Here is a 25,749-nt window from a genome sequence, read left to right as displayed (position 1 = left end):
GCAATCCGATCTCTCAGACTAAAAACATAAAACAATATAATTAGTATAGATTTTCTATAGGCTTGTTTTATTTAAGATTAGTTTCTTTCTCTTCTTACTGTCATGAAATATGAAGTGATTACCACTAAACCTGTTACGATACCGATATAAGTTACCATTTTGTATTATTTTTAATTATTTGACTTTTTTTTATCAATCTTTCAATTGCAATATTACTACTTTCAAATCACGTGCCAAAGTAAATATTTATGATGTATATCAGTGTATTACGATGGTTGGTGTTTATTTATTAGTGAATTTTTGTTTACATTAAATTAATGCATTATTGAGAATTTATTAATACTTTTATTATTCTCTCTGTAAAATTATGTGAAAACGTTAACCGTTTCTTGACTTCTATATTGGAGTTGATAAAACAAATAATAAATAATGCTTGGCATAATATTGTTTTAAACCGCTTTTTTTGAATGTGAATTTTTCACGTGAAAATGATTTTCATGTTAAGAAAATTTATTTTTAGCCTCATTTTTTGATTCGGAATTTTTGTCATCTGTCACATTTCATAACATGGAGAAATTTTTTTTTGTGCCATATCGGAAAAATAAGTTTGTACAATGGCATACTTTTTCAAAATCTTTACAATATTGGATGGAGCTAAAAATAAAGCACTTAAGATGAATTAAGTGCCTGAAAGAAGATAATTGCAGGATTGATGGTTAAAAAAACTAAGAGTTTTCAAAGCGTTAAAGAAAGAGAAACATTTGCTGTCTCTTGATCAACAGCGAATTTTCCCATTATTCCTTTTTGGAATTACCGGAGTGCTTTTGTTACTTTTGTACAAAGAATAAAGTTATGGGACGCAGTTATATTTTTCTTGCCTTAGCGATTGTATTTGAGATCATCGCCACGAGTTTTCTGAAAAAATCTGAGGAATTTTCCAAACTATGGCCATCCGTAATAACAGTCATAGGATATGCCTGTGCTTTTTATTTTCTAAGTCTCACGCTTCGTCAGATTCCGGTAGGGATTACCTATGCCATCTGGTCCGGCGTGGGAATTGTCTTTATAACAATGATTGGAGTTATTGCTTTCAAGCAGATTCCTGATCTTCCGGCGATTATCGGGATTGCTCTGATTGTAATTGGGGTGATTGTTATTAATGTATTTTCAAAAATGGGAACGCATTAAAAAATAATCTCCTGACGCTTTTGCATCTGTTTCCAATGTTGAGACCTTGATTTGTATAAAAAGAACTTTCCCAGTTTATATTTAAACTTTAAATATCCACGGAACTCAATGCCGCGAAATAGTCTAAAGGGAATAGCCGGATTTTCCTCTAATGATTCTCTGATTGCTTTACTGAATACAGTAGGACCTGTAGTAGCATGTACATCATGCGGAAAGCGGTGGTTTTTTATATTATCAATCATCAATTCCAATGTTCTCTTTAGAAAAGGATGATTTTTATTGAAAATAAGTGCCCATTGAACATATAGATTTTCGTGTCTTTCTACACTGATTACAGCTTCATCATCTTCCTGGATGAGTTGTTTAAAAGGTTTTATAATACCGCTGTCTATATCAAGGTATATTCCGCCTTTTTTATATAAAACAGCATATCTGAAGAAATCTGCTTTTGAAGCTCCTATAGCCAGTTTACGATAATTTTCAATATATTCAGGAGGAAATTCTTCGGTGATAAATTTCTCTATATCTTGGTCATCATAAAAAAAATAGCGGTATTCCGGGTTTTTCCTTTTCATATTCCAGATGTGATATCGCGTAATTAAAGGAAGTTTTTTAGTTTTAAAAGTCTGAAATATCTGTTTGGGTACTGCCATTTTCTATTTTTTAAATTCTATTCTTATAAAATCCTTAAATCATTTGCATAAGAGGTAATAAGATTTTTCATAAAAGAGAATCTCTGAACTTGTGTTTTTCTGTAGTTTTGATTGCAATTTGTAATAATGGTTAAATGCTGAAAGGAGAAAATTTTAATTTTTTTTTAATATCCTTGATTAGAGAACTCTGGAGATCTATTCGGATATTGTAAAAATCAAAATCAAATATTTACGGGAATTGTTTTCAACATCATTTTGTTCTTTTTCTTTCAAATGGATTATAAGAAATTCCAACATTGAAATAGAATGAAGGTTTATAATTCCCTTTCCATATATAATCATTAAAGGAATCCTGTTTATTAAAAGCTCTTGAGTTGATATTTGTTCTGAGTCCTGTTTTAAAAGTTCCTATAAAGTTTCCTCCAAGATTATGCTCATAAATTGCCCCTGAATTAAGAACAGCCTGCCGGAATTCATAGGTGTTGTTATTGCCGTAGGTATAAAACGATGTATTATCCATTTCCGTTCCCAGAGAAATCCTGCCATCGGAAGAAATATCTTTTCGGATCAATACTTTTTTCGGAAGCAAAACATCCAATACCCATCCGTTGTTGAATTTGTTTTCATAAGTGAAGATAGGGAGTACAGGAATCTGGGTGCTTGGGTCAATAATTCCAGCCAATCCAAGCGTCATTTTTGTTTTTGGAGTTACTTTTAAAATCAATGAAGCAGTTACCAATCCTCTGATCCGTTCAAAATGCTGATCACTACCATCAGCAGAAATGCTGGCTGAATATATCGCTGTCTTTTTGAATAACCTTGAAAAATAGCTCAGATTAATCGCTTCCGAATGATAGTGAAAGTTTTCTTCAGATCCAATTCCCGGAATTACAGGATTTTCGATACTGATTGAAGTGTAGCGGTAGTTCAGTGTAGTACTCAAAAGCCAGCTTCTGTTTTTGATGAAATAAATATTGGCATCTGCCTTCATCTGCTGAAAGCTTTTTACTTTATTGTCCGGCAGATCCTGACCTTGGAGCTGTGATGAGAAGGAGGATGGCGTGACAAAGGTGTATTCGACGTTGAAGTTCCGGGCCTGCGGAATTTTATCAGCAAAAAAAGCACGTACCTTCAAAGGAATACTGTCCTTTTTCTGGGCATACGTAATGTTCTTTAAAGGGAGTATTGCCAGTGGCACAAGTACTCTTCTCAATGTTTTCATGGGCAGTTTATTTTAAAGGGTGAATAATAGATTGAAAGAAATTAAAGCTGAAAATCTTGTCATAGAAGATGTCCAGACTGTTTTCAATAATCGCATCAGCATAGGCGGATGTATCCGGTACAAATGTTTCCTCTACAAAAACAAACCAGAGTTCCGAAAGCCCGTATCTCCTTCTAAACTCTTCAGAAGCATTGCTGTCATGCACTGCAGAATGTTTCAGGTCACAAAACAGGATTCCTTTTTTATCTCCATTATGTTCCACCATGTTAATAGGATGATGGAGGTAGCTGAGAATTTTCATTTTCGGTTCAAAACACTCAATAAAATGGTGTAAATCAATAAGCTGTATTACTTTTTCTTCCTGTTGAGATTCTGTCATAAAGAAACATTCCAATGATATTTCCTGAGTCAATTCGTGAAAAGCTGTTAATTCCATATGTGTTCATTTTACAGCACAAAGGAATAGAGAAAAGAGCAGCGTAAATTTGTTTTTATACAAAGTGGCCGGTATTTTATACCAAATGCCGGAACATCATAATTGGTATAATAAAAGAGAGGTTTCGTATAATAAATTAGTTGTAAATTCCGTTATTGTCTATTTTTGTTAATGATAAAATAAGCCTATCGTATGAAATACAGTCCGCAGAAATTTGAAGAAACCTTTGCAATGGATTTTTTGGTGGAAGCGAAGTATGGATTCCGAAGGCACCTCCTGTTTCTGATTTTCTTTTTCTTTTTGCTGTACAGCGCGAGATTCTGGCATTGGTATTCGGGAATATATCAATACTATGTTTTATTCTTTGTGTATACGATCCTCATTGCAATGGTCTATATAAATATATATGTATTGGTTCCGCGGTTTTTCTTTAAAACAAAATATGTTACCTATCTTGTATTGCTTGTTCTGATGGGAGTAGCGGGGCTTAATTTTATTGGTTACGGTTTCAGACTGTTTTTCGAAGAATTCAGAGTGAAAAATATTCTTAAGGAAAGTGAAAGGGGAGGAATTTATGAAGGAGTTCTAATGTGTATTCCGATCATTATGACGACCACAACGATAAAACTTTTGCAGAAATGGATTAATGATAATAAAAGGATCAATGAGCTAAGCAGCCTTACTATGAGTATGGAACTGAATGAACTGAGAAATCAGATCAATCCCCATTTTCTGTTTAATATGCTGAATAATGTAAAAGCACTGATCAGAACAGATCCTGCAAAAGCTTCAGTAGTGATTGTAAAACTTTCTGAATTTCTCAGATATCAGCTGTATGAAAACAGTGAAGAAAAAACGTTACTGGCTTCAGAAATTGATTTTTTGTCCAATTTTTTAAACCTTGAAAAAATAAGACGTGATCATTTTTCTTTTGATATTCAAACCGATGTTGATAAAAGAATAATCAGCAGCACATTTATTCCACCGAATTTGTTTACCACTTTTGTTGAAAATGCTGTAAAGCACAGTGTGGATCTCAATGGAGGAGAGTCTTATGTGAAAATAGAAATTAGTATTGAGAATAAACAGCTCCATTTTATATGTGTGAATTCAAGAAGTGCTGGTTATACCGTTTCGGACAAAAAAAGCAGTGGACTTGGGCTTGCCAATATCACCAGAAGGCTGGAACTTCTTTATAACGACACTTTTGACCTGCAGATAGAATCCGGTGAAAAAGAATATATTGTAAATTTAAAAATTCCCGTTTGATGAATTGTATTATAGTTGATGATGAACCTTTGGCAAGATCAGAAATGAGATCTCTGATCACTGAAACTTCCAATGTTGATATCCTTGGCGAATTTTCCAATGCTCCGTCTGCACTCGATTTTCTTAAAGATATTGATGTAGATCTTATTTTTCTTGATATAGAAATGCCCATGGTGACAGGTCTTGAGTTCGCAGAAATGCTTCCCAAAAAATCGCTGATCATCTTTACAACAGCCTATTCTCAGTACGCACTGAGGAGCTATGAATTGGAAGCTGTAGATTATCTTCTGAAACCTGTTGATCCCAAAAGGCTGGAAAAAGCAATTGATAAAGCCATACTTTATACTGAACTTTTATCCAAAGACACTGTAAAAAATACGGTAGAATCCAATACTGCAGATTTTTTATTCATCAAAGCAGAACGAAGGTTCTATAAAATCAGTTTTGCAGATATTAAATTTATAGAAGGGCTTAAGGATTATGTAGTCATTCATACAAAGCAGCAAAAGCTTATCACTGCAATGAATTTAAAAACAATTCATCAGAAAATATCCGGAGAAACCTTCATCAGAGTAAGCAAATCTTACATTGTCAATATGAATTATATTGATTCATTTGACAATCATAATATATATATTGAAGACTCCGAGATTCCTCTTGGAGAAGTATACAGATCCGAGTTTTTTACAAAATTTGCCGGAGGGCTTCTGAACTCAGACTAATGTAAAATGAGTAGTGAATGATAAGGAATGGGTAATATAAATCTCAGATACTACATCATCAGTGAAAATCTGTAGGGCAGGAGGTGTCATTCTGAACGTAATAAAATGTAGTGAAGAATCTTATGTTTTGAACAATAATAAGATTCTTCCTTCGTCGGAATGACAAAAGCTAAATGGTACAAAAGACCTCTTTAAATAAATAAACCCTTCAACAGCTTTAGCTAATTGATCTAATAAAGTTTCTGATCTTTTTCACAATAGAAGCTTCTTCTTTTTCCAACCCCCGTTTGTTTTTTGATCAATTTCTGTCCACATACCGGACATATAGATTTAGTATGAACGAGCCAGTGTTTTTTCAAAACAAATTCTCTTTTCCATTTCAGGAAATCAAAACTGTAATTTCTGGCTTCAGCTATAAGTTCTTTCCTTTTTTTGGCTGGAAGATTCCCCAACAGGCTTTCCGGCTGTACTCCAATTCTGAAAAGCACTTCGTTTTTAATGATATTGCCGACACCCGAAAAAATATCCTGATTCATCAATGCATCACAAACCATCATTTTCGGATTGGATTTTAATTTTTCTTCAGCTTTCTTAGGATTCCACTGATCGCTCATTACATCTGCTTCCCAATCAATTGTGGAGAGGAATTCAAGGTCTACAGACTTTACAGAACAGGTGTAAAAATAAATGCTTCCCGTAGAGAAAAACAATGCTAAACGCAAGCTTTTATCCGGTTTGGTTTGTTCATCAATGCTGTAAGAACCAAACATTAATAAATGAATCCGGATCGCTGCTTTTTCAAAAACGAGATAAGTTTGTTTTCCAAAAGTGCGGATTTCCAGAAGGGATTGGCCAATGAAAATTTCTTTCTCGAATTTGGCATTTCCTGAAACTTCTGTTACTTGCTGACCTGCAAATGGCTGCAGGCTTTCTTTCATTAATATGATGGATGGACCTTCAGGCATACGTTTATTTTGAGATAAAGATTCAAATAGTATTCCATAACCATTTAAAAACTAAAGCTTTATCCCAAAATAAACCTGTTTAAAATGTTCAGACCAGTTTCTGTCCGACAAAACGGATTACAGAGCCTGTTCCATTATGAAACAATCCCTCGTTGAGCTCAATTTCTGTTTCTTCTAATTCAATAATGTTATAATCCGGAAAATCAGCTTTAATCTCTTCAATAGAAAATAAGGATTCAATGTCCTTTGGCCCGCCTACCTTTTCGTTCTTTGCAATATATTTAAGATGGCTTTTACTGAAAGCTTCAAAAATAATAAAACCGCCTTTACGCAGATACTGATTCAGCATTTGGTGAATGGAAGATTTAATATCTCCCGGAAAATGGGCATAGATCAGAGCAATAGCGTCAAACTGTTGTTCCTGATAATTCAGAGTTGAAAGTTCTCCAACCTGATAATCAATTGTAGTTCCTTGTTGCTCAGCAAGCTGTAACGCTTTGTTTCTGCCATTGGCACTGATATCGAAAGCTGAAACCTGCCATCCCTGAGTTGACGAAAAAACAGCATTTCGGCCTTCACCTTCTGCGGGGAAAAGTATTTTACCTGGTTTTAATAGAGTAAGTTGTTCTCTCAGATAATTGTTGGGTTTTGTTCCATACGCAAACTCTTCGCTGCTATACCTTTCGTCCCATCTTTTGAGCCATGTGTTGTCCGTCATTGTAAAAGAATTTTAAAATTTGGATAAAGAAAAACTGTAAGTATTCTTCGGTTGTATTAGTTGCATCAAATGTAGAATATTTCTTCAAGCTTTCCGATCCCTAAAAAACGTTTACTATTATAGATTTTTTGAATGACAGATCTGTTTAATAAAAATCTAAATACTATTCCATACAATTAAAATTTGGAGTAATTTTGAAAAATGATGAATTTAAACCAGATTTTCACCAATCAACGTACAGGAAACAATCCACAGACCAAAGCTTCACGAACTGATTTTCAAAGGGATTTCGACAGAATTATCTTCTCTTCTGCTTTCAGAAGACTACAGAATAAAACGCAGGTTTTTCCTCTTCCCGGAAGTGTTTTTGTACACAACAGACTTACCCATTCTCTGGAAGTATCATCTGTAGGAAGAAGTTTAGGAAGTATTATCGGTGAATTTATTGCGGAAGATTTTAAAAATGAATTGACTGAAGATTCAAAGAATTTTTATCTCTATAATCTGGGAAACGTAATTGCAGCTGCATGTTTATGTCATGATGTCGGAAACCCTGCTTTCGGACATTCTGGAGAAGATGCCATTGCAAGCTATTTTGAAAGGAATGAAAAAGACCTGAAGTCAAAATTCAATGAAAAAGAGTGGGCGGATCTGGTTAACTTTGAAGGAAATGCCAATGCGATCAGAGTACTGGCACAGCAGCAGCAAGGGAAAGATGCGGGAGGTGTTCAGCTTACTTTCTCCACACTGGCAAGTATTGCAAAATATCCTTGTGAGGCTGTAGCCAAGAAAAAAGGAATCATTCACAGGAAGAAATTCGGGTTTTTCCAGAATGAAAAAGACATATTCCTTGAAATTGCCAAAGGAACCCAGCTTATTTCTGAAAGTGAAGAACCTTATATTTTCAAAAGACATCCTTTTGTATGGCTGGTAGAAGCTGCTGATGATATCTGCTACAACATCATTGATATGGAAGATGCCCACAGATTGGGAATTGTTTCAACAGCAGACTGTAAAAATTTATTTTTTGAACTGGTAAAATCTGAAACAAATGATGTTCAGAGAATTGAAACAAAGCTAAGTTCTATCTCCAACGAAAACGAACAGATTTCTTACTTAAGAGCAAAAGTAATCAATGCTCTGATCAATAAGTCGATTGAGATGTACAAACATAACTTTGAAACGATTCTTGAAGGCAATCTTGGCAACGGCTTACTTGATATCTATAAAAAAGAAAATAAAGCACTGCAGGATATTGCAAGTTTCTCCGTAGAAAAAATCTATAATCATAAAGCGGTTGTAGAAATTGAAAATGCAGGATATAATGTAATGTATGAATTGCTGGATCATTTTATTCCTTCCATTCTGAAACCGGAAGGCCATAGAAAATCTTATGATGAAAAAGCTTTGAAATTAATTCCAAAGCAATTCATTTACAATGATGGTACCGATTATCAGAAAGTTCTCGGAGTAATTGATTTCGTTTCAGGAATGACTGATAACTATGCTACCGATTTATATAGAAAAATTAAAGGAATAGACATCGGAATGACCGTGTAAATTCTATTTATTCAATAATTCAGAAGCCTCTTCAATTAATGACTGCATTAAAGTGGAGGCTTTTTTATGCTTTAAAAGCGGGGCAATCTGGCCTGCCCAGAAAAATACCAGATCATTCTTCTGCTGTTCCAAAGCTGCCTTTCTCAGTGCGCCCATAAAATGGGTCTGTAAAGGAAATGGTAATGTTTTGTCAGTGGCAGCCAATACATCCCGGGATATTTTTGTGGTAATTCCGCGCCCTAATCTTCCGGTATATGCTCTGGTGAGAGCGGTAGATCTTGCTGCATCGGAAAACAAAAACTCTTTATGTATCGGTAAAGCTCCGGATTCTTCAGTGGCCAGAAATGCCGTTCCGATCTGTACCGCTTCTGCGCCCAGTTGGAAAGCTCCGGCAATTCCACGCCCGTTGACAATACCTCCCGCTGCAACTACAGGAATTTTTACCTTATCCTTAATTAATTGAATCAAAGCGAAAGTTCCAGTTGTAGAAAGTTCCGCCTGATCCAGAAACGAAGGTCTGTGGCCACCACTTTCAAAACCGGAAGCCACAATAGCATCCACACCCGCTTTTTCAAGGGCAATCGCTTCATCCAGCGTTGTTGCATTTCCTAATACCACCGTTCCCTGACGATGAAGTTCCTCAATGATATTTTCATCCAGTAAACCAAACATAAAGCTGAACACCTTGGGTTTAATATCAAGAACAACCTCCAACTGATTCTGAAACCTTGATTCAAAAGAAGGTGGTGCTTCAGGAATATCGATATTTAAAAGATCAAAATATGGTTTGAAGGTTTCAATGGCCTTTTGATACTGGTCTTTTGTATGCTGTTCATCAATAATATCGTGATCTTTTATCCAAAGATTAAGGTTATAGGGTTTATCCGTTTTCGTTAGTATTTCTTTGTGAATATCATAAATTTCCTGCGGTGACAAAGTATAAGCTCCGAATCCGCCTAGTCCGCCAAGATTGCTCACTGCTGTTGTCAGCTCAACTGTAGAAAGCCCTCCGCCAAAAGGACCTTGCAGAATAGGATATTCAATACCCAGTAATTCCGTAATTCTATTTTTATTCCACATGATTTTGTTGATTTTTAATTAAAAAACTTGAATTAAGGGTGTACATTGGTCAATGTCTTATTAACGATGAGCCATTTTCCGTCTATCTTATTGAAAGTTATGAAATTATAATAATTAAAATCATACATTCTTACATTTAATTTCACTGTAGCAATCGAATTAATGATGTCAATAGAAAGGATTTCAGCTTTAAAATCTTTTCCGGATTTTTCCGGACTTACACGGTTTCCGACTCCCTCAATATATTGATCCGCAGTTTTGAAATAGGGAACTCCATCTACATCTCCGAAAAGCAAAGCTCCTTTATAGAAGGCTTTTCTAAGAAGGTCTGTATTCCCTTCATAAATTCCTTTGAAATAATAATTTTCAATGACGTTTCTTATTTCAGTTTCTGGTGTTGGGTTGGTTTTCATATTCTTTACATTTTGTGCATGGCCGCTCAATGGAAAACTGAGCAGCCATGCTATAATTAATGATAGTTTCATGATAAATGATGTCCGGCACTCATTCCCCCGTCGACATTGATGATAGCTCCGGAAATTAATTTGTTTTTAGTAATCGCATGAATCATTTGAGCTACTTCTTCCGGCTCCCCGATACGGTTGATGAGGTGCATTCCGGCATTGTTATCAAGACCTGCACCATGCATCGGTGTTCTTATCAAGCCCGGAGCGACCGTATTTACCCTGATATTTTCTTTTCCAAACTCTGCAGCCAGCTGCAAAGTCAGTGCATGAATAGCTCCTTTGCTTGAAATAGGCGCTGTAGAAGGAGACGGTGCAATCGCATGATATACTAATGGAGTTCCTACATTGATCACAACACCGTCTTTTTGTTTGATCATTTGAGGAATGACAGCCTGTGTTGTAAAGAATGTTCCTTTTAGATTGGTTGTTAAAAAACGGTCCAGATAGTCTTCAGTGACTTCCAGAAAAGGTTTGTTCTCGTAAATTCCCGCATTGTTGATCAGAACGTCAATTGATCCAAATCTTTCAAGTGCTGTTTTTACCAAGGCTTCTCCTGTTGTTTTCTCGGATACATTTCCGGCAACCATCGCCAGATTTTCTCCGGCTCCCAGTTCATGGTAAACTTCCTCTAATTTAGATGCTGTTTGTGAATTGATGATTACATTATCACCTCTGTCTAAGAAATAACGGGCTGTTTCCAATCCTATCCCTGAAGAGGCTCCTGTTACAATTATCGTTTGCTTTTTCATTTTATGTTTATTTTTTTTCTGTTGAAAATCCTTGTTCTTTTAATACTGAAACCTGTTCTCCGGCATATCCCCAGTTATCATCTTCGATTTCGTTGATCACAATATGGGTCAAATGAGGATCCTTATTCAAAACTGAAGTTACAGCTTCACTTATTTTTCTGATTAATTGTTGTTTCGTTTCGCGGTTAAGATCTTCGCGAAGCACATCTACTTTTATGAATGGCATGATGGTAAATTTTTAAGGTTAAATAATCTTTAAGTTCTGTTAGTAAGCTTCTGCAACAAGATGAATATGTAAATCAAAATTGTTGTAGATCAGCGTATCACCAAGATTGGTAAAGAAATTGGAGGATCTGAATTTGATATTGAATTTCGTTCTGTCGACTACAATTTTAGCATCTAAAACAGCCGTATTATCCGTTGTTACAATCTGCAGACTTGTGTTGATAGAATGAGTAATCCCTTTTATGGTAAGATCTCCGGTTACGTTATACAGATTCTGATCACCAGGTTCAGCATGAGTGATTTCAAAAAGAGCTTCAGGAAACTGATCAGAATTAAAGAAATCGTCAGAGGTAAGGTGGCCTGCAAACTGAGCATTGGTTTCAGCATCCTTGATATCAAGGATTTTGATAGCACGGGTATCAATGACAAATTTTCCAGATACAGGTTTTCCATCTTCAAATGCGAAGTTTCCATCTTTTACACCGATTGTTCCGTTGTGAGCTCCGGTTACTTTTCTTCCGATCCAGTCGATCGTACTGTTTTCATTATTGACTTTGAAATTTTTTGTGTCCATTTTTATTTGGGTTTAATTAATGACACAAAGTTCAGCCGGTTGAAAGAAAAAGTTACGTGATGTACCTCACAAAATAGAAGAGAGGATAGACGAGGTAAGGGTGTTGTTTATTGATGAAGTCTGCTCAGGGTTTCCCTGGTTACTCCAAGATAAGATGCAATCAGGTGTTTAGGGACCAGATTGTACAGTTGGGGATACATGGCCAAAAGTTCCTCATACCGGAATTTAGCATCATTATTCATGAAAGAAAGCAGACGTTTTTGTGCTGCTACATATCCTTTGTTGGTTCTCCATCTGAAAAAATGTTCAACTTCATGAATTTCATTGCAGATTTTTTCCCTGTCTTCGTTGGAAATAGAAAGAATAGTAGCGTTCGTAATGCAGTCTACATTAATAGTAGCCCTGGTTTTACTGTAAAGTGCATCAAAATCTGTCACCCACCAGGTCGGCATAGCAAACTGGAGAATAAACATTTTCATGCTGTCATTAAGATAAAAAGCTTTCAGACAGCCTTCCAGAACGAAATATTCATGATTTACGAAATCACCTTCCGAGATCAGGCTTTGCCCTTTTTTTAAAGTAATCAGATTAAAATGTTCAAAAACATAGTCAAGTTGTTCTTCAGTAAGAGAAGTGAATTTAGAGATGTGATCCTTTAATATTTCTTTAGAATTGACCATGATATGCAATGAATATTCAAAAGTAAGTTTTTTTCAGGATAATTTTAGTTTAAAAATAATCAATCATTCTTGGGCTTGATTATTAGGAGATAATGTATTAAATCTTAGATTTATTTTTCATATATTTAAAGAAATACCAATGAAAATGTTTAACAAAACAGAATTTATTACGACCTATTAAAAAATTAAAAACTATGGGAATATATTTAGTGCCCGTTATTTTCTTCGGGCTAATCATTTTATTTGCTTCGTTCTTTGTCGTTAAGCAGGAAACTGCAGCGATAATTGAACGATTTGGAAAATTCCAGGCAGTAAAACATTCCGGTCTTCATCTTAAGCTGCCAATCATAGATCAGATTGCGAAAAGACTGAATCTGAGAATTCAGCAGCTGGATGTAATGATTGATACTAAAACATTAGACAACGTTTTCATCAAAATGAAAATTTCTGTTCAGTATCAGGTGATCAGAAATCAGGTTGGAGATGCTTATTATCGTTTGGAAAATCCTGAAAATCAAATTACTTCATTTGTTTTTGATGTGGTAAGAGCAGAAGTTCCGAAATTGAAACTGGATGATGTTTTTGTAAGAAAAGATGATGTGGCGATTGCAGTAAAAAGTGAGCTTCAGGAGGCTATGAACAGCTATGGATATGATATTATCAAAGCTTTGGTTACTGATATTGATCCGGATGAACAGGTAAAACATGCGATGAATAGAATCAATGCGGCGGAAAGAGAAAAAACTGCTGCAGAATATGAATCCGAAGCACAAAGAATCCGAATTGTAGCCGTTGCAAAAGCAGAAGCAGAATCTAAAAAACTTCAGGGACAAGGGATTGCAGACCAAAGAAGAGAAATTGCAAAGGGTCTTGAAGAGTCTGTAAGGATGCTGAATAATGTAGAAATCAATTCACACGAAGCATCAGCACTTATCGTAGTGACACAGCATTATGATACATTGCATTCCATAGGAGCAAGTAACAGAAGCAACCTGGTTCTTCTTCCCAATTCACCTACAGCAGCCAGCAGCATGTTGAATGATCTTGTAGTAGCTATGACTACTGCAAATACGGTAGGTGAGGCAGCTAAAGGTAAATACCCGGATCCACCTCAAAAAGAGAGTGGATTTTAAAATAGGGAAAAAGAGTATGAATACTTAAAAGATGAATCCTTGGAGAATTTTCCTTTATTGTCAAAAATAACTTCAGACTTCATTTCCTTCATAAAACAAAAAGGCTTCTGAAATTTTCAGAAGCCTTTTTGTTTTATTTTTTCGTTTTAGAAACCTGTTCTATCAATGTGTATTTTATGGAAGAAGCGTCAGCCGGTGGATTTGCTATTTTTTCAGTTTTTACTTTTAAAACATATTCGTAACCTGGTTCATAGGTAAATCCTTCAATATTGCTGTAGAAATTGGTCCAGCTTTCAGAAGCATTTTCTTTTACCTGCATACACTTCATACGGCCTGCTCCTGCAGAACAGTCTACGGTTTGTGGGCCTACGATAAGTGTTTTTTCATTGGATGCCATTTCTTTCTTTTTCGTTTTAGAAACCTGCTTTACCAAGGTGTATTTTATGGATGATCCGTCAGCTGGAGGATTGGCAATTTTTTCAGTTTTTACTTTTAAAACATATTCATATCCCGGCTCATAGGTAAATCCTTCAATATTGCTGTAGAAATTGGTCCAGTTTCCGGAAGCATTTTCTTTTACCTGCAGACATTTCATAGGAGCTACGCCGGTACAGTCTGCTGTTTGTGGTCCTACGATGAAGGTGGCTTCATCGCCTGTGGATGCATTGGCTGTGGTTGTACATTGCGTCATTGCAAATAATGCTAATGCGGGTGCTGCCCCTTTTAGAATTGTTGCGATACTTTTCATAAACTTGATTTTTCCCCATACTTCGCAATTACCATGCCGAACTTGGCTTTCCTGAATTTGTAGTACTTCTGCTATTGCTTTTTATTTTTTTAATCATTTAATTTGAAGTTCTTAAACACTAACCGCAAAACATAATTCTTACAATAAATATGGAAAATCAAATGCAAGTTGAAAATTACAGGATTCAAAAACCTGAAATGTGGGCAGGAAATATTGGAGATGAGGAAATAAAAAACAGAATCAAAGACTCCGAATTTGCCAAAAAACAAATTGATGAAGGCCGTGATTACTGCTACTTTTTAGACAAAAAATATTACACGAGCAATACGGAAAACAGTGAATATGTCTGCATGGCTTATACTCTGAACGAGCCGGGAAATCTGGAACGAGCTTCTGTGTCTGATGTCATTGTGGAGGAAAATGAAGTCTATCAGATTCACAGGATCAGTGTTTTGAGAGATGGAGTACTGATAGATAAAATTCCGGATACGAATATTAAAGTTCTTGACAGCGAAAACCAGAGCAGCGGCGGAGTTTTGAGCAGTAATAAAAAGATCAATATTACGATTAAAGATCTCAGGCTGTATGATGTACTGATTTTAGAAGATTCAAGGATTAAAGCATTTACAGACCGGGATTTCCTAAGAAAGGAATTCTCAAAATATGTATGGGTAAGTCCGGATAATTACTGGGCCTATGGCAATTTTAAATTTACTTTTATCAATGAACGTGAGCAGACGATTGCCTATAAAAAGACATTTTTCAGAGATGAGCAGGGAGATGTTCTGGAACCGGAAACGAAGCATCTGAAAAAAGGGGAGAGGTTTGTGATAGAAGAACAGAATTATATTAATCCTGTAGATTCCGGAAGAGAAATTTTTCCTTATGTGGACTTTGCTACCGAAAGCAGCTGGAAAGACCTTTCCAATTATATTGTGCCTCTTTATGAGGAGATTTTCAATAGCTCTTCCTTGAAGGATTTTGCGCCGAACCTGATTGAAAAGCTGGATGCTATTGCCGATCAGGGTGAAAAGCTTCAGTTTGCTGTAGAATATGTTCAGAACCATATCTATTATATCTTCAATGCGGATGAAATGAATGGACATAAGCCGCAAGCACCGTCCGTAACCTATGAAAATAAGCAGGGAGACTGTAAAGCGAAATCAGTTTTATTAAAAGTGATCCTTGATTATATTGGAGTGGATGCTTCTGTTGTACTGGTGAATTTCAATACAGATTATTATATCAAATATTACCTTCCATCACTGTTAAACTTCAATCATGTTGTCGTAAAAGTGAATTATAAAGATCAGGAATACTTTATTGATGCTACGATTCGTGATGAATTCGGACTGATTGAAAACAGAGGATTCATGTATTTTATGCATTATCTGGAAGTGAAAAAAGATCAGGAGCTCCAGATAAGAAAACCTTATCAATTTCCTTATTTCTGTATTGACGAAAAAGTAGATTTTAATGTACAGGGGACTGTCGGAAAATTTACTCTGTCAACAACTTACAAAGGAAGCAGGGCCAATGCCATGAGAAGGTATTTTAAAAGTACCAACAAAAGGGAAATTATAGACAGCTGGAACAGTTTCCTTTTCTATGGCTTAAATTATTCGAGTGACAGAAATGGTACAGATGTACGGAATGTATTCAAAGATGCAGCCATTGATGTGATAAGTGATGATAAAAGACTGAATGAAGTGAAGATTCAATATACCGCTATCATTGAGAATCCTTACTATGTAGATCCACAGAACAACCGTTTCCTTATGTATTTTGACAGAAATGTTGTGAAGGCAAGTGCAAGAGATTTTATGCATAAAGATTTATCGTTCTGGCATAATTTCGATACCGAAAAGTATGAAATTAATCTCTATACAGATCAGAAGATTGATACCGAAGAAAAATATACGGTTCAGGAATGCACCATTGCCAATCCGTATTTTGACTATAAAAGCCGTAAAAAAGTAAGCAAGAACGGGGCAAGTGTATACATCGAATACAATCCTCTGATCAATCTTGAAATTCCGCAAAGTGAGTTTGAAAAGTTCAGAACAGACCATCATACCATTGCAGACAGCAATTTTGGAATTGGAATTGACATCATAGAACCAGGGCTGATGAATAGACTTAAATTCAGTTTTAAGAAGAAATTTAAATAGAGCCTGGATTCTAAAATTCAAAGTTTAGAGTTTAGGGTTTAAGTTTCGGCGGGCGGCGGAGCCGCCCGCCGAAACTCTTTATTCCAATTATTGTATATTCATTTAAAATCATATAAAACACACAAATTTATCTATGCAGAAGATATTTTCTCTTGCTTTTCTTATGGCAGTATCTTGTATGAATGCCCAGAAATTAAAGAAAGAAAACGTTACAGGATTCTGGAAACTGAAAGAATCCGGGTTTTATGAAAATAAAAAGAAAGTGGTAAAAGAATTTGATAATTGCCGTCTGATGAGAAATTATGCCATCAGGGAAGACGGATATGCGATTTATAATTATGTAGAAGGGAAAACAGGTGACTGCAGCCCATCTGAACCAAGACTTTCTTTTTGGAGAATCGTAGAAAACAGAATTCAGTTTTATGTAGATGAGCAAAATATACTTGAAGAAGTGGAAGTGACCCTTAATCAGGATAACACAATGACTTTTTCAAGTTACATTCCCAATCCTATTAAAGTAAAAGGAGATGCTCTTGCTGAAAAAGTGGTAAACACCATCCACTACGATATCCTTGAGAAAAAATACTAACAGCCAACAGTAAACTTTTGATGTAATGAATTATGTAACGATAATCTATCTCCTTAATATTGTTCTGTATGCAATGTATTTCTTTACAAAAACTGGCGGAGAAACAGATTTTTCTGGTGTAGATTTTTTTATTTCAGGAATTTTATCTCTTTTTTTGATCTTTGCGGGATATCTGAATGCAAAAAAAGGAATGATCTACAGAACCGTTCTGTGGATGTTTTTTTTGAATGTTTTCTTATTCGCTTGTTCCGGTTTATTTGATCAGTTTGGAAGTCATTTTAATATTCTTTCTACAAATAATAGTGACAGTTTTATTTTTACATTGGCGCTCATTGTTTATAATGGATATCTTTTTCCTCTAACGATTAGTCTTGAGGGTTCTGGCCTTTCATTGATATTCCCGGTGGTTTTGTCATTTATTTTGCCCTCATTGGGATATCTGATAGGGAAGAAGCTTCATCCAAATAAACAAAATTCCACTGAATTATAGTCATTGCGAACCGAAGGTGAAGCAAACCCAAAATTAAAAAATTATAAGTAGAAGTTTTTTTGAACACACAAAGGCGCTAAGATTTTTACAAACCATGTGTATGTAAGACGCAAGGATTTTATCTTTGATAAAATTGTAAACTGCATATTCTTAACCTCTCACAGTTTTTACAAATTAGGCAGATTCTGATGAGAAAAAATGCTAAATCTCCGGAATGATCTCTGGGAAATTGATAATATTTCTTTGCTGAAAATCTTAGATTTTCTTGCGCCTTAAAATTGACGAAATGTATAAACTTTTGCGCCTTTGCGTTTCCCAACACTCAATATTTTTCGTATAAAAAAAGAACTGGAAAAAGCTTTAAGGCTGTTCCTGCTTCTGTGGTTGATTATTGGATGTAAAGAATTTCTGCTTACCAATCAACAGTTCAAAAAACAGTCTGAAATCCGAAATTAAAGACCATAATGGATATTTAAAAGTAGCCGGTCTGTTTCTCTCAATCACTGCATGACTGAACCAGGCAAATCCATATCCGAAAATTGGAATATACCAGAGAAATCTTTCCTTTCCGGAACTGATCACATATCCTATGACGAAAAATATGAGCAGTGTTCCTATAAAATGAAAAATCCGGGTTCCTGTTTTACTGTGTTCAGTAAGGTAAAACAGATAAAATTCTCTGTAGGTTTTAATTCTTTCAGTCATGGTGGGTTAGTTTGTTGATTCTATTGAAGTTATAGCAATAATTCGGCCGATTTTTTTAGAGTGTAAAAAATAAGAAAGGCAAAATCGCAAATCAGTCTGTTCAAATGTTCGACTTTTTTGCCATTTTGCCATTTCAAAGTTTTGCTGCTATTTTTTAGCTATTCTTTAATTCTTTTCCAAGTTTACTGTTTTTATATCCGTAGCAGAAATAAATAACCATACCGATCAGGAACCACATTCCGAACCAGAACCAGTTTTCATGGCTCATTCCTGTAAGTAGATACAGACATGAACTTAATCCAACCAATGGAATCAATGATAAGTTCTTGACAAAAGCTACTACACATAAGATCAGGTTGATGATAATAAAGAAGAAAATAGAGGCTCTGAATTCTCCTTCATTAGGATCTGACCAGTTCATCAGGTTGTCAAAAAACTCCGGTTGCCACTTATAGAAAGCCAGCAAACTACCAATGAAAACAACAGGGAAAATAATTTTACCATTCACATACGGAAGGTGAAATCTGCCTTTGATTTTCTCTTTGGCCGGAAGCATAAGTACCCCTGCACATACCAATACGAAAGCGAAAATAGTTCCGATACTCGTAAAATCCAGGATAAATGTTTTATCTGTGAATAGGATAGGAATACCAACTACAATTCCGGTAACAACAGTTGCGTAAGAAGGAGTTTTATATTTTGAATGTACCTTCTGGAATCTCTGAGGCATCAGTCCGTCACGGCTCATCGCATACCAGATTCTCGGCTGTCCCATCTGGAAAACCAATAATACAGTAGTAATGGCAACAATAGCAACGAAAGAAACGGTAAGTTCCATCCAGGCTACATTAGCATTTGTTTTTTCAAAGATGAATGAAAGCGGATCTCCTACGCCATCAAACTTTTTATAATCTACCATCCCTGTTAGTACAAGCGTTAGGGCAATATAAATTACCGTACACAGTACAAGAGAGATAATCATTCCTTTTGGTAAGGTCTTTTGTGGATCTTTAGTCTCTTCAGAAAGTACACTTAAGGCATCAAATCCGATATAAGCAAAGAATACTCCGGATACTGCACTCATTACTCCGGCAAAGCCGTTTGGCATAAAGGATGGTGTTCCTGTAGTAGGGCTTATTGGTGTCCAGTTTTCAGTATTGATATAAGAAAAACCAACCAGGATAACCAATATAATTACACCTAGCTTTAAGATAACCAGAGAGTTATTGAAGTTTTTACTTTCTTTTACTCCTACATAGCAAAGCCATGTAATCAAACCGTTGATAACCAATGCCGGAATGTCTACAATGAATTTCAAACTTCCAATCAATGGAGCTGTTTTCCAGGCATTTAACAGTTCTTTGTTTTCTGAACCATATTGAACTGCTTTTCTTGCTTCAGTATAGCTGCAGGTCAGATAATCAGGGATATGCATTCCGAGACGCCCTAAGAAACTGGTAAAATAGTCCGACCAGGAAAAGGCTACGTAAATATTTCCGAAAGAATATTCCATAATCAGGGCCCAGCCGATTATCCAGGCAATCAGCTCACCAAAACTCGCATAGGCATAGGTGTATGCAGAACCTGCGGTAGGAATTCTGCTGGCAAATTCAGCATAACATAAGGCAGTAAATCCACAGGCAAAACCGCAAATCAAATATAGAAGAATAACACCGGGACCACCTCTGAAAACGGCTTCTCCCAAACTGCTGAAACTCCCAGCTCCTATAATAGCCGCAATACCAAAAAATACAATGTCCCATACACCCAGGACTCTTAAAAGTCCCGTTGAAGTATCTGTATCTGAATAGATTTTTCTTCTAAAAAGTTGACTCATTCAATAACTATATTTGATTTGAAAAAAAGCAAATGTAATGATTTTTTATTTTGATGTTAACAGTTGTTAAGAACATTTAGGTAAAAATGCTCAAACAAAAGGTTTTAATCCTTATAAACAGGTATTTCCACATAGCTGTCATTATACCATTTTACCTCCAGAGGTTCCCCAGAATCTTTTATCGTTTCGTCACTTACATCCTTGCCTGTCCCATAATTGATCTGCCAGTTAGGGTTTTTATTCACCCCCACCAATAATAGGAGTTTACTTCCTCTTTCTATTTTTCTACTCATGAAATACGAGTTATTAATGGGAACCTGCTCCATTTTATTGGGTTCAAGAAGCTGTCTTATTTCATTGTTCTTTGCATAGCTGGCTCTCACAATATGAGTTGATAATAAAGATGATTTTCCGTCCGGTTGAATCTGGTACAGATAGGTGTCAGTATCAAAGTCTTTTTTATTGATGGAAACATTGAAGAATCCTGAAAGGTTTCCGCTGATGATCATATCCTTATCCAATATTTCACTTTCAAAAGCAATTGAAGTAGTCATTTTTATACTGTCTTTTTTACTGACTTTGTAGTAAATGTCTTTCTGATCCCTGTTTTTAAAATCAACAATTTGTTTTGTGAAATTTTGGGTATCCGGTTTATTAAACACAGATGAGGTGTTTTTCTTGTCCTGAAGATAGAATTTAACAGTGGAAGTATGCATTTTGTCAAGATCAGAAACATGTTTCCACGTATTGGTATTCATCACCTGAAAGTTAATTCTGTCTTTTAAAATTTCCGGTTTTTTGCCTCCTTTAAGAATATAATCAAACCATGAAAATGCAAGGTCATCGATACTTATTCTGGCTGCCGGATCAATAGGACTGCCATTCACATAAGTAAAGCCGAAACTCTGTGCTCCTCCATGATTATAGGGACCTATTACCAGATAATGGTCTGCATTTTTATTGTATTGATGATGCTTTTTAAAATAATACAGCGCGCCTATCTGATCATCATCATAATATCCGGTTGTTGTCAGAATTGGAATGTTGATTTTAGAGAAATCCTCTTTGTAAGGAACCATTTTCTGCCAGTACTGGTCATACCCCGGATGATCCAGCCACCGTTGAAAGATTTTGCTGGGTTTCCCGCTTATCGTGTCCAAAGACCTGAATGATTTTCCGCTTTTATACCATTCTGTATTGATTAAATTCCATTTTGCGAAATTGCTAAAGTCTACTTCATCAGTAAGTTTATTGTTGGTAACATACTGTATCCACTGCAGCATATAGCTCATAAATATATTATTCTGTGCCGGATAGTCTATCCCGATTCCTACTGCAACCTGCGGTACAATCGTCTTTAATGCAGGATGCAGTTTTTTAACAGCTGCCCACTGGCTGAAACCTAAATAGCTTCCACCAATCATTCCTACTTTTCCGTTGCACCATGGCTGTCTGCTTATCCAGTCTATTACCTCATAGACATCTTCCGACTCATGCTCAAAAGGATCATTTATATCCTTACTGTTTCTCTTGCCGCGGGTATTGACAACAACTCCTACGTAATTATAAGTAGCCGCTCTCTTTCCAAAAAATTCATCAAATGGACCCGCATAAATATTATTGGTAAGTATAACAGGAAGTGGGGAAGTGTTTTCCTTTTTTCTGACAATGGTAATCGTTAAGGTATTCCCGTTCTTTATCTTAAGATCTCTGGTTTCAATAATAAATCTTTCCTTATCCTTTGAAGCCAGCAATTTCATCACCTGAGGTTTGATACTTGAATATGTTTTATAGTTGAGATAACTTTTGCATAGTGAGAGGGCGGTTTTGTAATCAATACTATCTTTGTTCTTTTGCGCGTCCAGTATTTGATTCATTTGTTTTCTGGATTCTTTCACATTGCCGTCAACCGCAAGAGGTAATCTGGGAATCAGTTTTTCCGGAATGCTTTCGTATTTTTGATTAAATACCTTCTGAAGCGCATCAGAAAAAGAGAGGCTGCTTTCTTTTTGTGCCAGTTTAGCCATGCTGTACAATTCAAAGCCTATCAATCTATAGTCTCCCATATGATGATCGGCAAAGAGATTACGGTTTTCTGACAGAGAAGCCAACGAATTTTTATAATCCTGAGCTACCATTTGTAAACGGAAAAGATTATCCAGAAGGTCGATTTTGTTTTCCGGTTTGTACTTTGCAGACTGAAGTTGGGGGATCACTTGCAGAGCAAGTCCTGGCATCTGTTTTTCCAATATAAGAGAGTCTGTTACAGCTGTCTTTGGAAACTGAAATTTTTGTGCCTGCAGCAGGTTTACAAAAATTAATGCTAAAAGTATCTTAAATTTCATGTGATAGTGTGTTTATGGTATGTTTTTAGCTGCTGTTGAAAAAGTATCAACTTAAAATATGTTTTTGATAACTTATTATTGAAATTGTTTACATTTTATCAGACGAAAGTAGTAAATTTTATCATTGAATGGTGAGAAATTTTTCATCATTGCTAAATTGCTATTTAAACCTAATAAATCTGTTAAAACTTGCTTAAACAATAAGTTTTTAATATTTTCGTTAACTTATTTAGACTAATTTTCTTATATCAAGAAGAATGAAATCAAAAAAAATACTTTTAGCGGCTGCAGTAGTTTATTTCGGAATCTCCGATGCTCAGCAGTCCCAATATTTTACCCAGAAAGAAAATTACAGGTTTAATCTAGCCGAAAATCTTTATCAGACCAAAATATACAACGCTTCTCAATACGAATATGCAAGACAATATTTCTACAATCAGAACTTGTCTCGTTCGAAAAAAGAAGCTGCGCAGTTTTTTGATAATGTGATTGGCGTGATTCTTCAGAAAAATCATGCTGAAGAAGGATTAACCGCTTTCATGAAAGAATATCCGAATTCTGCTTATTTTGCACAGGCTAATCTTCCATTGGCAGATTACTACTTGGCAAAAAAAGATTTTGATAAAGCTTTGGAGACTTTGAAAAAAGTAAACCAGTATCAGCTTTCAAAAGAAGAGAATACACAGTATATTCTGAAGCTTGGGTATGCGAAATTTATGACAGGTGATTCTAAAGGAGCTATCGATGCCCTGGAGGAAGCTTATAAAACAGCTGATCAGTCTCAAAAAGGAGAAATCGCTTATATGTTGGGGCATTTATATTACAGCAACAGACAAAATGATAAAGCTTTCCAGTATTTTGATTCTATAAAAGATCAGGATAAGTTCTCAAAGCTGGTACGTCCTTATTATGTACAGATGTATTACAATGATAAGAACTACGATCAGGCAATTACGGAAGGAAATGCTTTGTTGAACGAAAATATTTCTGATTCTTATAAAGCAGAAGTTCATAAGATTATCGGGGAGAGTTATTTCATGAAGAATGATTATACGTCTGCTTATCCACATTTGAAAGATTATCTGAGTGTACAGCAGAATCCGTCTGAAAACGATTTGTATGAGATGGGATTTGTAGCTGCACAGCTAAAAAAATATGATGAGGCAGTTTCTTATTACAACCAGCTTCTGAACAGCAATTCAGCCCTGGCACAGAATGCTTACTACCAGTTGGGAAATGCTTATCTGGCAGTAGACAAAAAACAGGAAGCTCTTTCTGCATTCCGTTCTTCTTATCAGATGGATTATGATGCAAAAGTGAAAAAGCTGGCTCATGAGCAATATGCTAAATTAAGTTACGATATCGGAAACCCGTTTGAAAGTCCTTCTGCGGTAATCCAAAGTTATATCAATGACAATCAGAATGGAGCCAATGATTCAGAAATGAGATCATTATTGGTAAAATCATATCTGTATTCCGGAAACTATAAAGAAACTCTGAACGCTATTGACAGATTACAGAGTTCAACTCCTGAGATCAATAAAGTAGACCAGGAGGTTTCTTATTTATTGGGGACTGAAGAATTCAACAAAGGAAACTATGACGAGGCTGAAAAGTATTTCTTAAGAAGCCTTGGTTTCAATCTTAATAAAGAATTTAACAGCAGAGCTTTATATTGGCTGGCACAGGTGTATTACCAGAAAGGAAATTATCCGTCTGCCATTGTTCGTTATGAAAAGCTTCTGAACGAAAACTTCCCTGAAAAACAACAGCTTCCTTATGATTTAGGATATGCTTATTTTAAATCCAAGAAATTTGATCAGGCCGCTGCTTATTTCAAACAATATCTTACCAATCCGAAGCCGGAATTCAAAAATGATGCAGAACTTCGTCTGGCAGATATTCATTATGCCAATAATGATCTGAATGAAGCGATTGCCATCTATGATAAAAATGAAGATGCAACGGATTATACTTTGTACCAAAAAGCAATGGCTTTAGGATTCAAAGGAGATACTCAGGCGAAAATTACCAACCTTAAAAACCTTTTATCAAAATATCCGGATTCTGAATATTACGATGATGCTCAATACGAAATAGGAACAGCCTATGCTGCTCAGGATGATTTTACAAACTCCAATGATTATTTCGGAAAAGTGATTAAAGGATCTGCTGATAAAGATTTAATTGCTAATGCTTCAATCTACAGAGCACAGAATTATATTGATCAGAACCAGAATGATAAAGCACTTTCTGAGCTGAAATCTTTGGGTGAGCAGTATAAAAATACAGCATATGCCCAGAAAGTTGTTCAGGCAGCGAAACCTGTCTTCACGAAAAACGGAGATGTTTCAGGTTATGAAGCCTTCGCAAGAAATATTGGTGTCAATGTAGATGCTGCAGAAATTGATGAGATCAATCTGTCAACAGGTAAACAATTGTTTGCGAAGAAAGATTATAAGAATGCAATTTCTTATTACGAAAAGTATCTGACTCAGAACCCAACAGGGGAAGGATTGTACCAGGCGAAGTATGAATTGGGGGAAAGTTATTACCAAACTAATAATTCAACTAAAGCTTTACTTGTGCTTCAGGAAGTTGCTGGAATTCAGAATGATTACCAGGATGATGCACAAACTCGTTTAGCTCAAATCTTTATTGCACAAGGGAATACTGCAGAAGCGAAAAAGTACCTTGAGGGAATTAAAAACTCTTCCAATATCAGCATTAAAAATTATGCAAATGTTGAGCTGATGAAGCTGTATGCAGAAGAAAATAATTTCTCTGAAGCTGAAAAATTAGCCAATGCCGTAATTGCTAATTCTAAAAACTCGGCAGCTGTTATTGAAACTGCGAAAGTGATTAAAGCAAGAAGTCTGATGAACTCAGGAAAAGATAAAGATGCACAGTCTGCGTATGTTTCTCTTGAAAAATCATCCAACACTTCAGTAGCTGCAGAAGCTTTATATGCAAAAGCCTATTATCAGAACAAAGGGAAAGCGTTCAAATCTTCTAATGAGACGATCTTTAAGCTTGCCAATAACTATGCATCAGAAGAATTCTGGGGAGCAAAAGCTTTGGTATTGATGGCGAAAAACTATATCGGCCTGAAGGATAACTACCAGGCAAGTTATACATGTGATCAGATCATTGCGAACTATAAGGATTTCCCTGAAATTGTTGCAGAAGCAAAAGAAGTTAAAAAACAGATTAAGAAATAGGA

The 25,749-nt window shown here is 35.7% G+C and carries 24 protein-coding genes; 9 read left to right on the top strand and 15 right to left on the bottom strand.

Annotated features, from left to right (window positions below; genetic code table 11):
- Positions 1-852: 852 nt before the first annotated feature.
- Positions 853-1,188, top strand: a complete 336-nt coding sequence (locus KYG33_RS06155; RefSeq protein ID WP_077416531.1) for a DMT family transporter — start codon at positions 853-855, stop codon at positions 1,186-1,188.
- Here KYG33_RS06155 and KYG33_RS06150 read toward each other — a convergent pair.
- The 3 genes from KYG33_RS06150 to KYG33_RS06140 all read right to left on the bottom strand — a co-directional run bounded on the left by KYG33_RS06150 (position 1,185) and on the right by KYG33_RS06140 (position 3,499).
- On the bottom strand, positions 1,185-1,841 hold the full coding sequence (locus tag KYG33_RS06150) for a glycosyltransferase family 32 protein (RefSeq protein ID WP_077416533.1): 657 nt from the start codon (positions 1,839-1,841) through the stop codon (positions 1,185-1,187). The two genes, KYG33_RS06155 and KYG33_RS06150, sit on opposite strands and share 4 nt — an antisense overlap.
- 250 nt (positions 1,842-2,091) lie before the next feature.
- A complete protein-coding gene (locus KYG33_RS06145) occupies positions 2,092-3,063 on the bottom strand; it encodes a hypothetical protein (RefSeq protein ID WP_180563974.1) in 972 nt (323 codons plus the stop codon).
- Between the two features lie 7 nt (positions 3,064-3,070).
- A complete protein-coding gene (locus KYG33_RS06140; RefSeq protein WP_219072858.1) occupies positions 3,071-3,499 on the bottom strand; it encodes a hypothetical protein in 429 nt (142 codons plus the stop codon).
- A 192-nt stretch (positions 3,500-3,691) separates the two neighbouring features.
- Between KYG33_RS06140 and KYG33_RS06135 the strand changes: the two genes are divergently transcribed.
- Both KYG33_RS06135 and KYG33_RS06130 read left to right on the top strand, forming a co-directional pair.
- Positions 3,692-4,768 carry a sensor histidine kinase gene (locus tag KYG33_RS06135; protein ID WP_077416540.1) on the top strand — a complete coding sequence of 359 codons (1,077 nt, stop codon included), beginning with the start codon at positions 3,692-3,694 and terminating at the stop codon, positions 4,766-4,768.
- The gene (locus KYG33_RS06130) at positions 4,768-5,490 is read left to right on the top strand and encodes a LytR/AlgR family response regulator transcription factor (RefSeq protein WP_180563973.1); all 723 of its coding nucleotides are present in this window, start codon (positions 4,768-4,770) and stop codon (positions 5,488-5,490) included. Before KYG33_RS06135 ends, KYG33_RS06130 begins: the two co-directional genes overlap by 1 nt.
- 230 nt (positions 5,491-5,720) lie before the next feature.
- On the opposite strand, the gene KYG33_RS06125 is transcribed toward KYG33_RS06130, so the two are convergent.
- Together KYG33_RS06125 and KYG33_RS06120 are read right to left on the bottom strand one after the other, a co-directional pair.
- A complete protein-coding gene (locus KYG33_RS06125; protein WP_219072857.1) occupies positions 5,721-6,455 on the bottom strand; it encodes a DNA-formamidopyrimidine glycosylase family protein in 735 nt (244 codons plus the stop codon).
- Between the two features lie 88 nt (positions 6,456-6,543).
- Positions 6,544-7,173 carry a class I SAM-dependent methyltransferase gene (locus KYG33_RS06120; protein WP_077416545.1) on the bottom strand — a complete coding sequence of 210 codons (630 nt, stop codon included), beginning with the start codon at positions 7,171-7,173 and terminating at the stop codon, positions 6,544-6,546.
- A gap of 204 nt (positions 7,174-7,377) precedes the next feature.
- On the opposite strand from KYG33_RS06120, the gene KYG33_RS06115 reads away from it, so the two are divergent.
- Positions 7,378-8,733 carry a deoxyguanosinetriphosphate triphosphohydrolase gene (locus KYG33_RS06115; protein WP_219073244.1) on the top strand — a complete coding sequence of 452 codons (1,356 nt, stop codon included), beginning with the start codon at positions 7,378-7,380 and terminating at the stop codon, positions 8,731-8,733.
- A gap of 3 nt (positions 8,734-8,736) precedes the next feature.
- Here KYG33_RS06115 and KYG33_RS06110 read toward each other — a convergent pair whose 3' ends face one another.
- The 6 genes from KYG33_RS06110 to KYG33_RS06085 all read right to left on the bottom strand — a co-directional run bounded on the left by KYG33_RS06110 (position 8,737) and on the right by KYG33_RS06085 (position 12,508).
- Positions 8,737-9,813 (bottom strand): NAD(P)H-dependent flavin oxidoreductase, encoded by a 1,077-nt coding sequence (locus tag KYG33_RS06110; RefSeq protein WP_219072856.1) that lies wholly within the window; start codon positions 9,811-9,813, stop codon positions 8,737-8,739.
- A gap of 32 nt (positions 9,814-9,845) precedes the next feature.
- The gene (locus KYG33_RS06105) at positions 9,846-10,298 is read right to left on the bottom strand and encodes a nuclear transport factor 2 family protein (RefSeq protein ID WP_219072855.1); all 453 of its coding nucleotides are present in this window, start codon (positions 10,296-10,298) and stop codon (positions 9,846-9,848) included.
- On the bottom strand, positions 10,295-11,029 hold the full coding sequence (locus tag KYG33_RS06100) for an SDR family NAD(P)-dependent oxidoreductase (RefSeq protein ID WP_219072854.1): 735 nt from the start codon (positions 11,027-11,029) through the stop codon (positions 10,295-10,297). The genes KYG33_RS06105 and KYG33_RS06100 overlap by 4 nt, the downstream gene beginning before the upstream one ends.
- A gap of 7 nt (positions 11,030-11,036) precedes the next feature.
- A complete protein-coding gene (locus KYG33_RS06095; protein WP_047377560.1) occupies positions 11,037-11,255 on the bottom strand; it encodes a tautomerase family protein in 219 nt (72 codons plus the stop codon).
- Between the two features lie 39 nt (positions 11,256-11,294).
- The gene (locus KYG33_RS06090) at positions 11,295-11,828 is read right to left on the bottom strand and encodes a YceI family protein (RefSeq protein ID WP_219072853.1); all 534 of its coding nucleotides are present in this window, start codon (positions 11,826-11,828) and stop codon (positions 11,295-11,297) included.
- 107 nt (positions 11,829-11,935) lie between these two features.
- Positions 11,936-12,508: a Crp/Fnr family transcriptional regulator gene (locus tag KYG33_RS06085; protein WP_047385450.1), complete on the bottom strand. Its 573-nt coding sequence runs from the start codon at positions 12,506-12,508 to the stop codon at positions 11,936-11,938.
- Between the two features lie 194 nt (positions 12,509-12,702).
- Here KYG33_RS06085 and KYG33_RS06080 point away from each other — a divergent pair, with 194 nt between their 5' ends.
- Complete coding sequence (locus KYG33_RS06080) at positions 12,703-13,641, top strand: SPFH domain-containing protein (RefSeq protein ID WP_219072852.1); 939 nt, start codon at positions 12,703-12,705, stop codon at positions 13,639-13,641.
- Between the two features lie 133 nt (positions 13,642-13,774).
- Here the strand turns inward: KYG33_RS06080 and KYG33_RS22465 are convergent, their stop codons facing one another.
- A complete protein-coding gene (locus KYG33_RS22465) occupies positions 13,775-14,389 on the bottom strand; it encodes a DUF4377 domain-containing protein (RefSeq protein ID WP_077416556.1) in 615 nt (204 codons plus the stop codon).
- 149 nt (positions 14,390-14,538) lie between these two features.
- Here KYG33_RS22465 and KYG33_RS06065 point away from each other — a divergent pair, with 149 nt between their 5' ends.
- From KYG33_RS06065 to KYG33_RS06055, 3 genes are all read left to right on the top strand, one after another.
- Entirely contained in the window at positions 14,539-16,560 is a 2,022-nt protein-coding gene (locus KYG33_RS06065) for a hypothetical protein (protein ID WP_219072851.1), read from the top strand.
- 133 nt (positions 16,561-16,693) lie between these two features.
- Positions 16,694-17,149: a lipocalin family protein gene (locus tag KYG33_RS06060; protein ID WP_077416560.1), complete on the top strand. Its 456-nt coding sequence runs from the start codon at positions 16,694-16,696 to the stop codon at positions 17,147-17,149.
- A gap of 25 nt (positions 17,150-17,174) precedes the next feature.
- Complete coding sequence (locus tag KYG33_RS06055; RefSeq protein WP_219072850.1) at positions 17,175-17,639, top strand: hypothetical protein; 465 nt, start codon at positions 17,175-17,177, stop codon at positions 17,637-17,639.
- Between the two features lie 360 nt (positions 17,640-17,999).
- Here KYG33_RS06055 and KYG33_RS06050 read toward each other — a convergent pair whose 3' ends face one another.
- The 3 genes from KYG33_RS06050 to KYG33_RS06040 all read right to left on the bottom strand — a co-directional run bounded on the left by KYG33_RS06050 (position 18,000) and on the right by KYG33_RS06040 (position 22,526).
- Positions 18,000-18,344 carry a DUF962 domain-containing protein gene (locus KYG33_RS06050; protein WP_219072849.1) on the bottom strand — a complete coding sequence of 115 codons (345 nt, stop codon included), beginning with the start codon at positions 18,342-18,344 and terminating at the stop codon, positions 18,000-18,002.
- A gap of 154 nt (positions 18,345-18,498) precedes the next feature.
- Entirely contained in the window at positions 18,499-20,181 is a 1,683-nt protein-coding gene (locus KYG33_RS06045; protein WP_077416566.1) for an APC family permease, read from the bottom strand.
- Positions 20,182-20,285: 104 nt separating this feature from the next.
- Positions 20,286-22,526, bottom strand: coding sequence for a CocE/NonD family hydrolase (locus KYG33_RS06040; protein WP_219072848.1), 2,241 nt, complete (start codon positions 22,524-22,526; stop codon positions 20,286-20,288).
- A 257-nt stretch (positions 22,527-22,783) separates the two neighbouring features.
- On the opposite strand from KYG33_RS06040, the gene KYG33_RS06035 reads away from it, so the two are divergent.
- The gene (locus tag KYG33_RS06035; RefSeq protein ID WP_077416570.1) at positions 22,784-25,747 is read left to right on the top strand and encodes a tetratricopeptide repeat protein; all 2,964 of its coding nucleotides are present in this window, start codon (positions 22,784-22,786) and stop codon (positions 25,745-25,747) included.
- The last annotated feature ends 2 nt before the right edge of the window (positions 25,748-25,749 follow it).

This window comes from Chryseobacterium sp. D764 (assembly GCF_019317325.1).
In the GTDB taxonomy this organism is placed as follows: Bacteria; Bacteroidota; Bacteroidia; order Flavobacteriales; family Weeksellaceae; genus Chryseobacterium.
Note: the sequence above shows the minus strand (reverse complement) of the source record. Positions and strands in the feature narration are given on the sequence as shown.

Coding starts and splice junctions, on each gene's coding strand:
- KYG33_RS06155 (WP_077416531.1), top strand. CDS start 853: ATGGGACGCAGTTATATTTTTCTTGCCTTAGCGATTGTATTTGAGATC.
- KYG33_RS06150 (WP_077416533.1), bottom strand. CDS start 1,841: ATGGCAGTACCCAAACAGATATTTCAGACTTTTAAAACTAAAAAACTT.
- KYG33_RS06145 (WP_180563974.1), bottom strand. CDS start 3,063: ATGAAAACATTGAGAAGAGTACTTGTGCCACTGGCAATACTCCCTTTA.
- KYG33_RS06140 (WP_219072858.1), bottom strand. CDS start 3,499: ATGGAATTAACAGCTTTTCACGAATTGACTCAGGAAATATCATTGGAA.
- KYG33_RS06135 (WP_077416540.1), top strand. CDS start 3,692: ATGAAATACAGTCCGCAGAAATTTGAAGAAACCTTTGCAATGGATTTT.
- KYG33_RS06130 (WP_180563973.1), top strand. CDS start 4,768: ATGAATTGTATTATAGTTGATGATGAACCTTTGGCAAGATCAGAAATG.
- KYG33_RS06125 (WP_219072857.1), bottom strand. CDS start 6,455: ATGCCTGAAGGTCCATCCATCATATTAATGAAAGAAAGCCTGCAGCCA.
- KYG33_RS06120 (WP_077416545.1), bottom strand. CDS start 7,173: ATGACGGACAACACATGGCTCAAAAGATGGGACGAAAGGTATAGCAGC.
- KYG33_RS06115 (WP_219073244.1), top strand. CDS start 7,378: ATGAATTTAAACCAGATTTTCACCAATCAACGTACAGGAAACAATCCA.
- KYG33_RS06110 (WP_219072856.1), bottom strand. CDS start 9,813: ATGTGGAATAAAAATAGAATTACGGAATTACTGGGTATTGAATATCCT.
- KYG33_RS06105 (WP_219072855.1), bottom strand. CDS start 10,298: ATGAAACTATCATTAATTATAGCATGGCTGCTCAGTTTTCCATTGAGC.
- KYG33_RS06100 (WP_219072854.1), bottom strand. CDS start 11,029: ATGAAAAAGCAAACGATAATTGTAACAGGAGCCTCTTCAGGGATAGGA.
- KYG33_RS06095 (WP_047377560.1), bottom strand. CDS start 11,255: ATGCCATTCATAAAAGTAGATGTGCTTCGCGAAGATCTTAACCGCGAA.
- KYG33_RS06090 (WP_219072853.1), bottom strand. CDS start 11,828: ATGGACACAAAAAATTTCAAAGTCAATAATGAAAACAGTACGATCGAC.
- KYG33_RS06085 (WP_047385450.1), bottom strand. CDS start 12,508: ATGGTCAATTCTAAAGAAATATTAAAGGATCACATCTCTAAATTCACT.
- KYG33_RS06080 (WP_219072852.1), top strand. CDS start 12,703: ATGGGAATATATTTAGTGCCCGTTATTTTCTTCGGGCTAATCATTTTA.
- KYG33_RS22465 (WP_077416556.1), bottom strand. CDS start 14,389: ATGAAAAGTATCGCAACAATTCTAAAAGGGGCAGCACCCGCATTAGCA.
- KYG33_RS06065 (WP_219072851.1), top strand. CDS start 14,539: ATGGAAAATCAAATGCAAGTTGAAAATTACAGGATTCAAAAACCTGAA.
- KYG33_RS06060 (WP_077416560.1), top strand. CDS start 16,694: ATGCAGAAGATATTTTCTCTTGCTTTTCTTATGGCAGTATCTTGTATG.
- KYG33_RS06055 (WP_219072850.1), top strand. CDS start 17,175: ATGAATTATGTAACGATAATCTATCTCCTTAATATTGTTCTGTATGCA.
- KYG33_RS06050 (WP_219072849.1), bottom strand. CDS start 18,344: ATGACTGAAAGAATTAAAACCTACAGAGAATTTTATCTGTTTTACCTT.
- KYG33_RS06045 (WP_077416566.1), bottom strand. CDS start 20,181: ATGAGTCAACTTTTTAGAAGAAAAATCTATTCAGATACAGATACTTCA.
- KYG33_RS06040 (WP_219072848.1), bottom strand. CDS start 22,526: ATGAAATTTAAGATACTTTTAGCATTAATTTTTGTAAACCTGCTGCAG.
- KYG33_RS06035 (WP_077416570.1), top strand. CDS start 22,784: ATGAAATCAAAAAAAATACTTTTAGCGGCTGCAGTAGTTTATTTCGGA.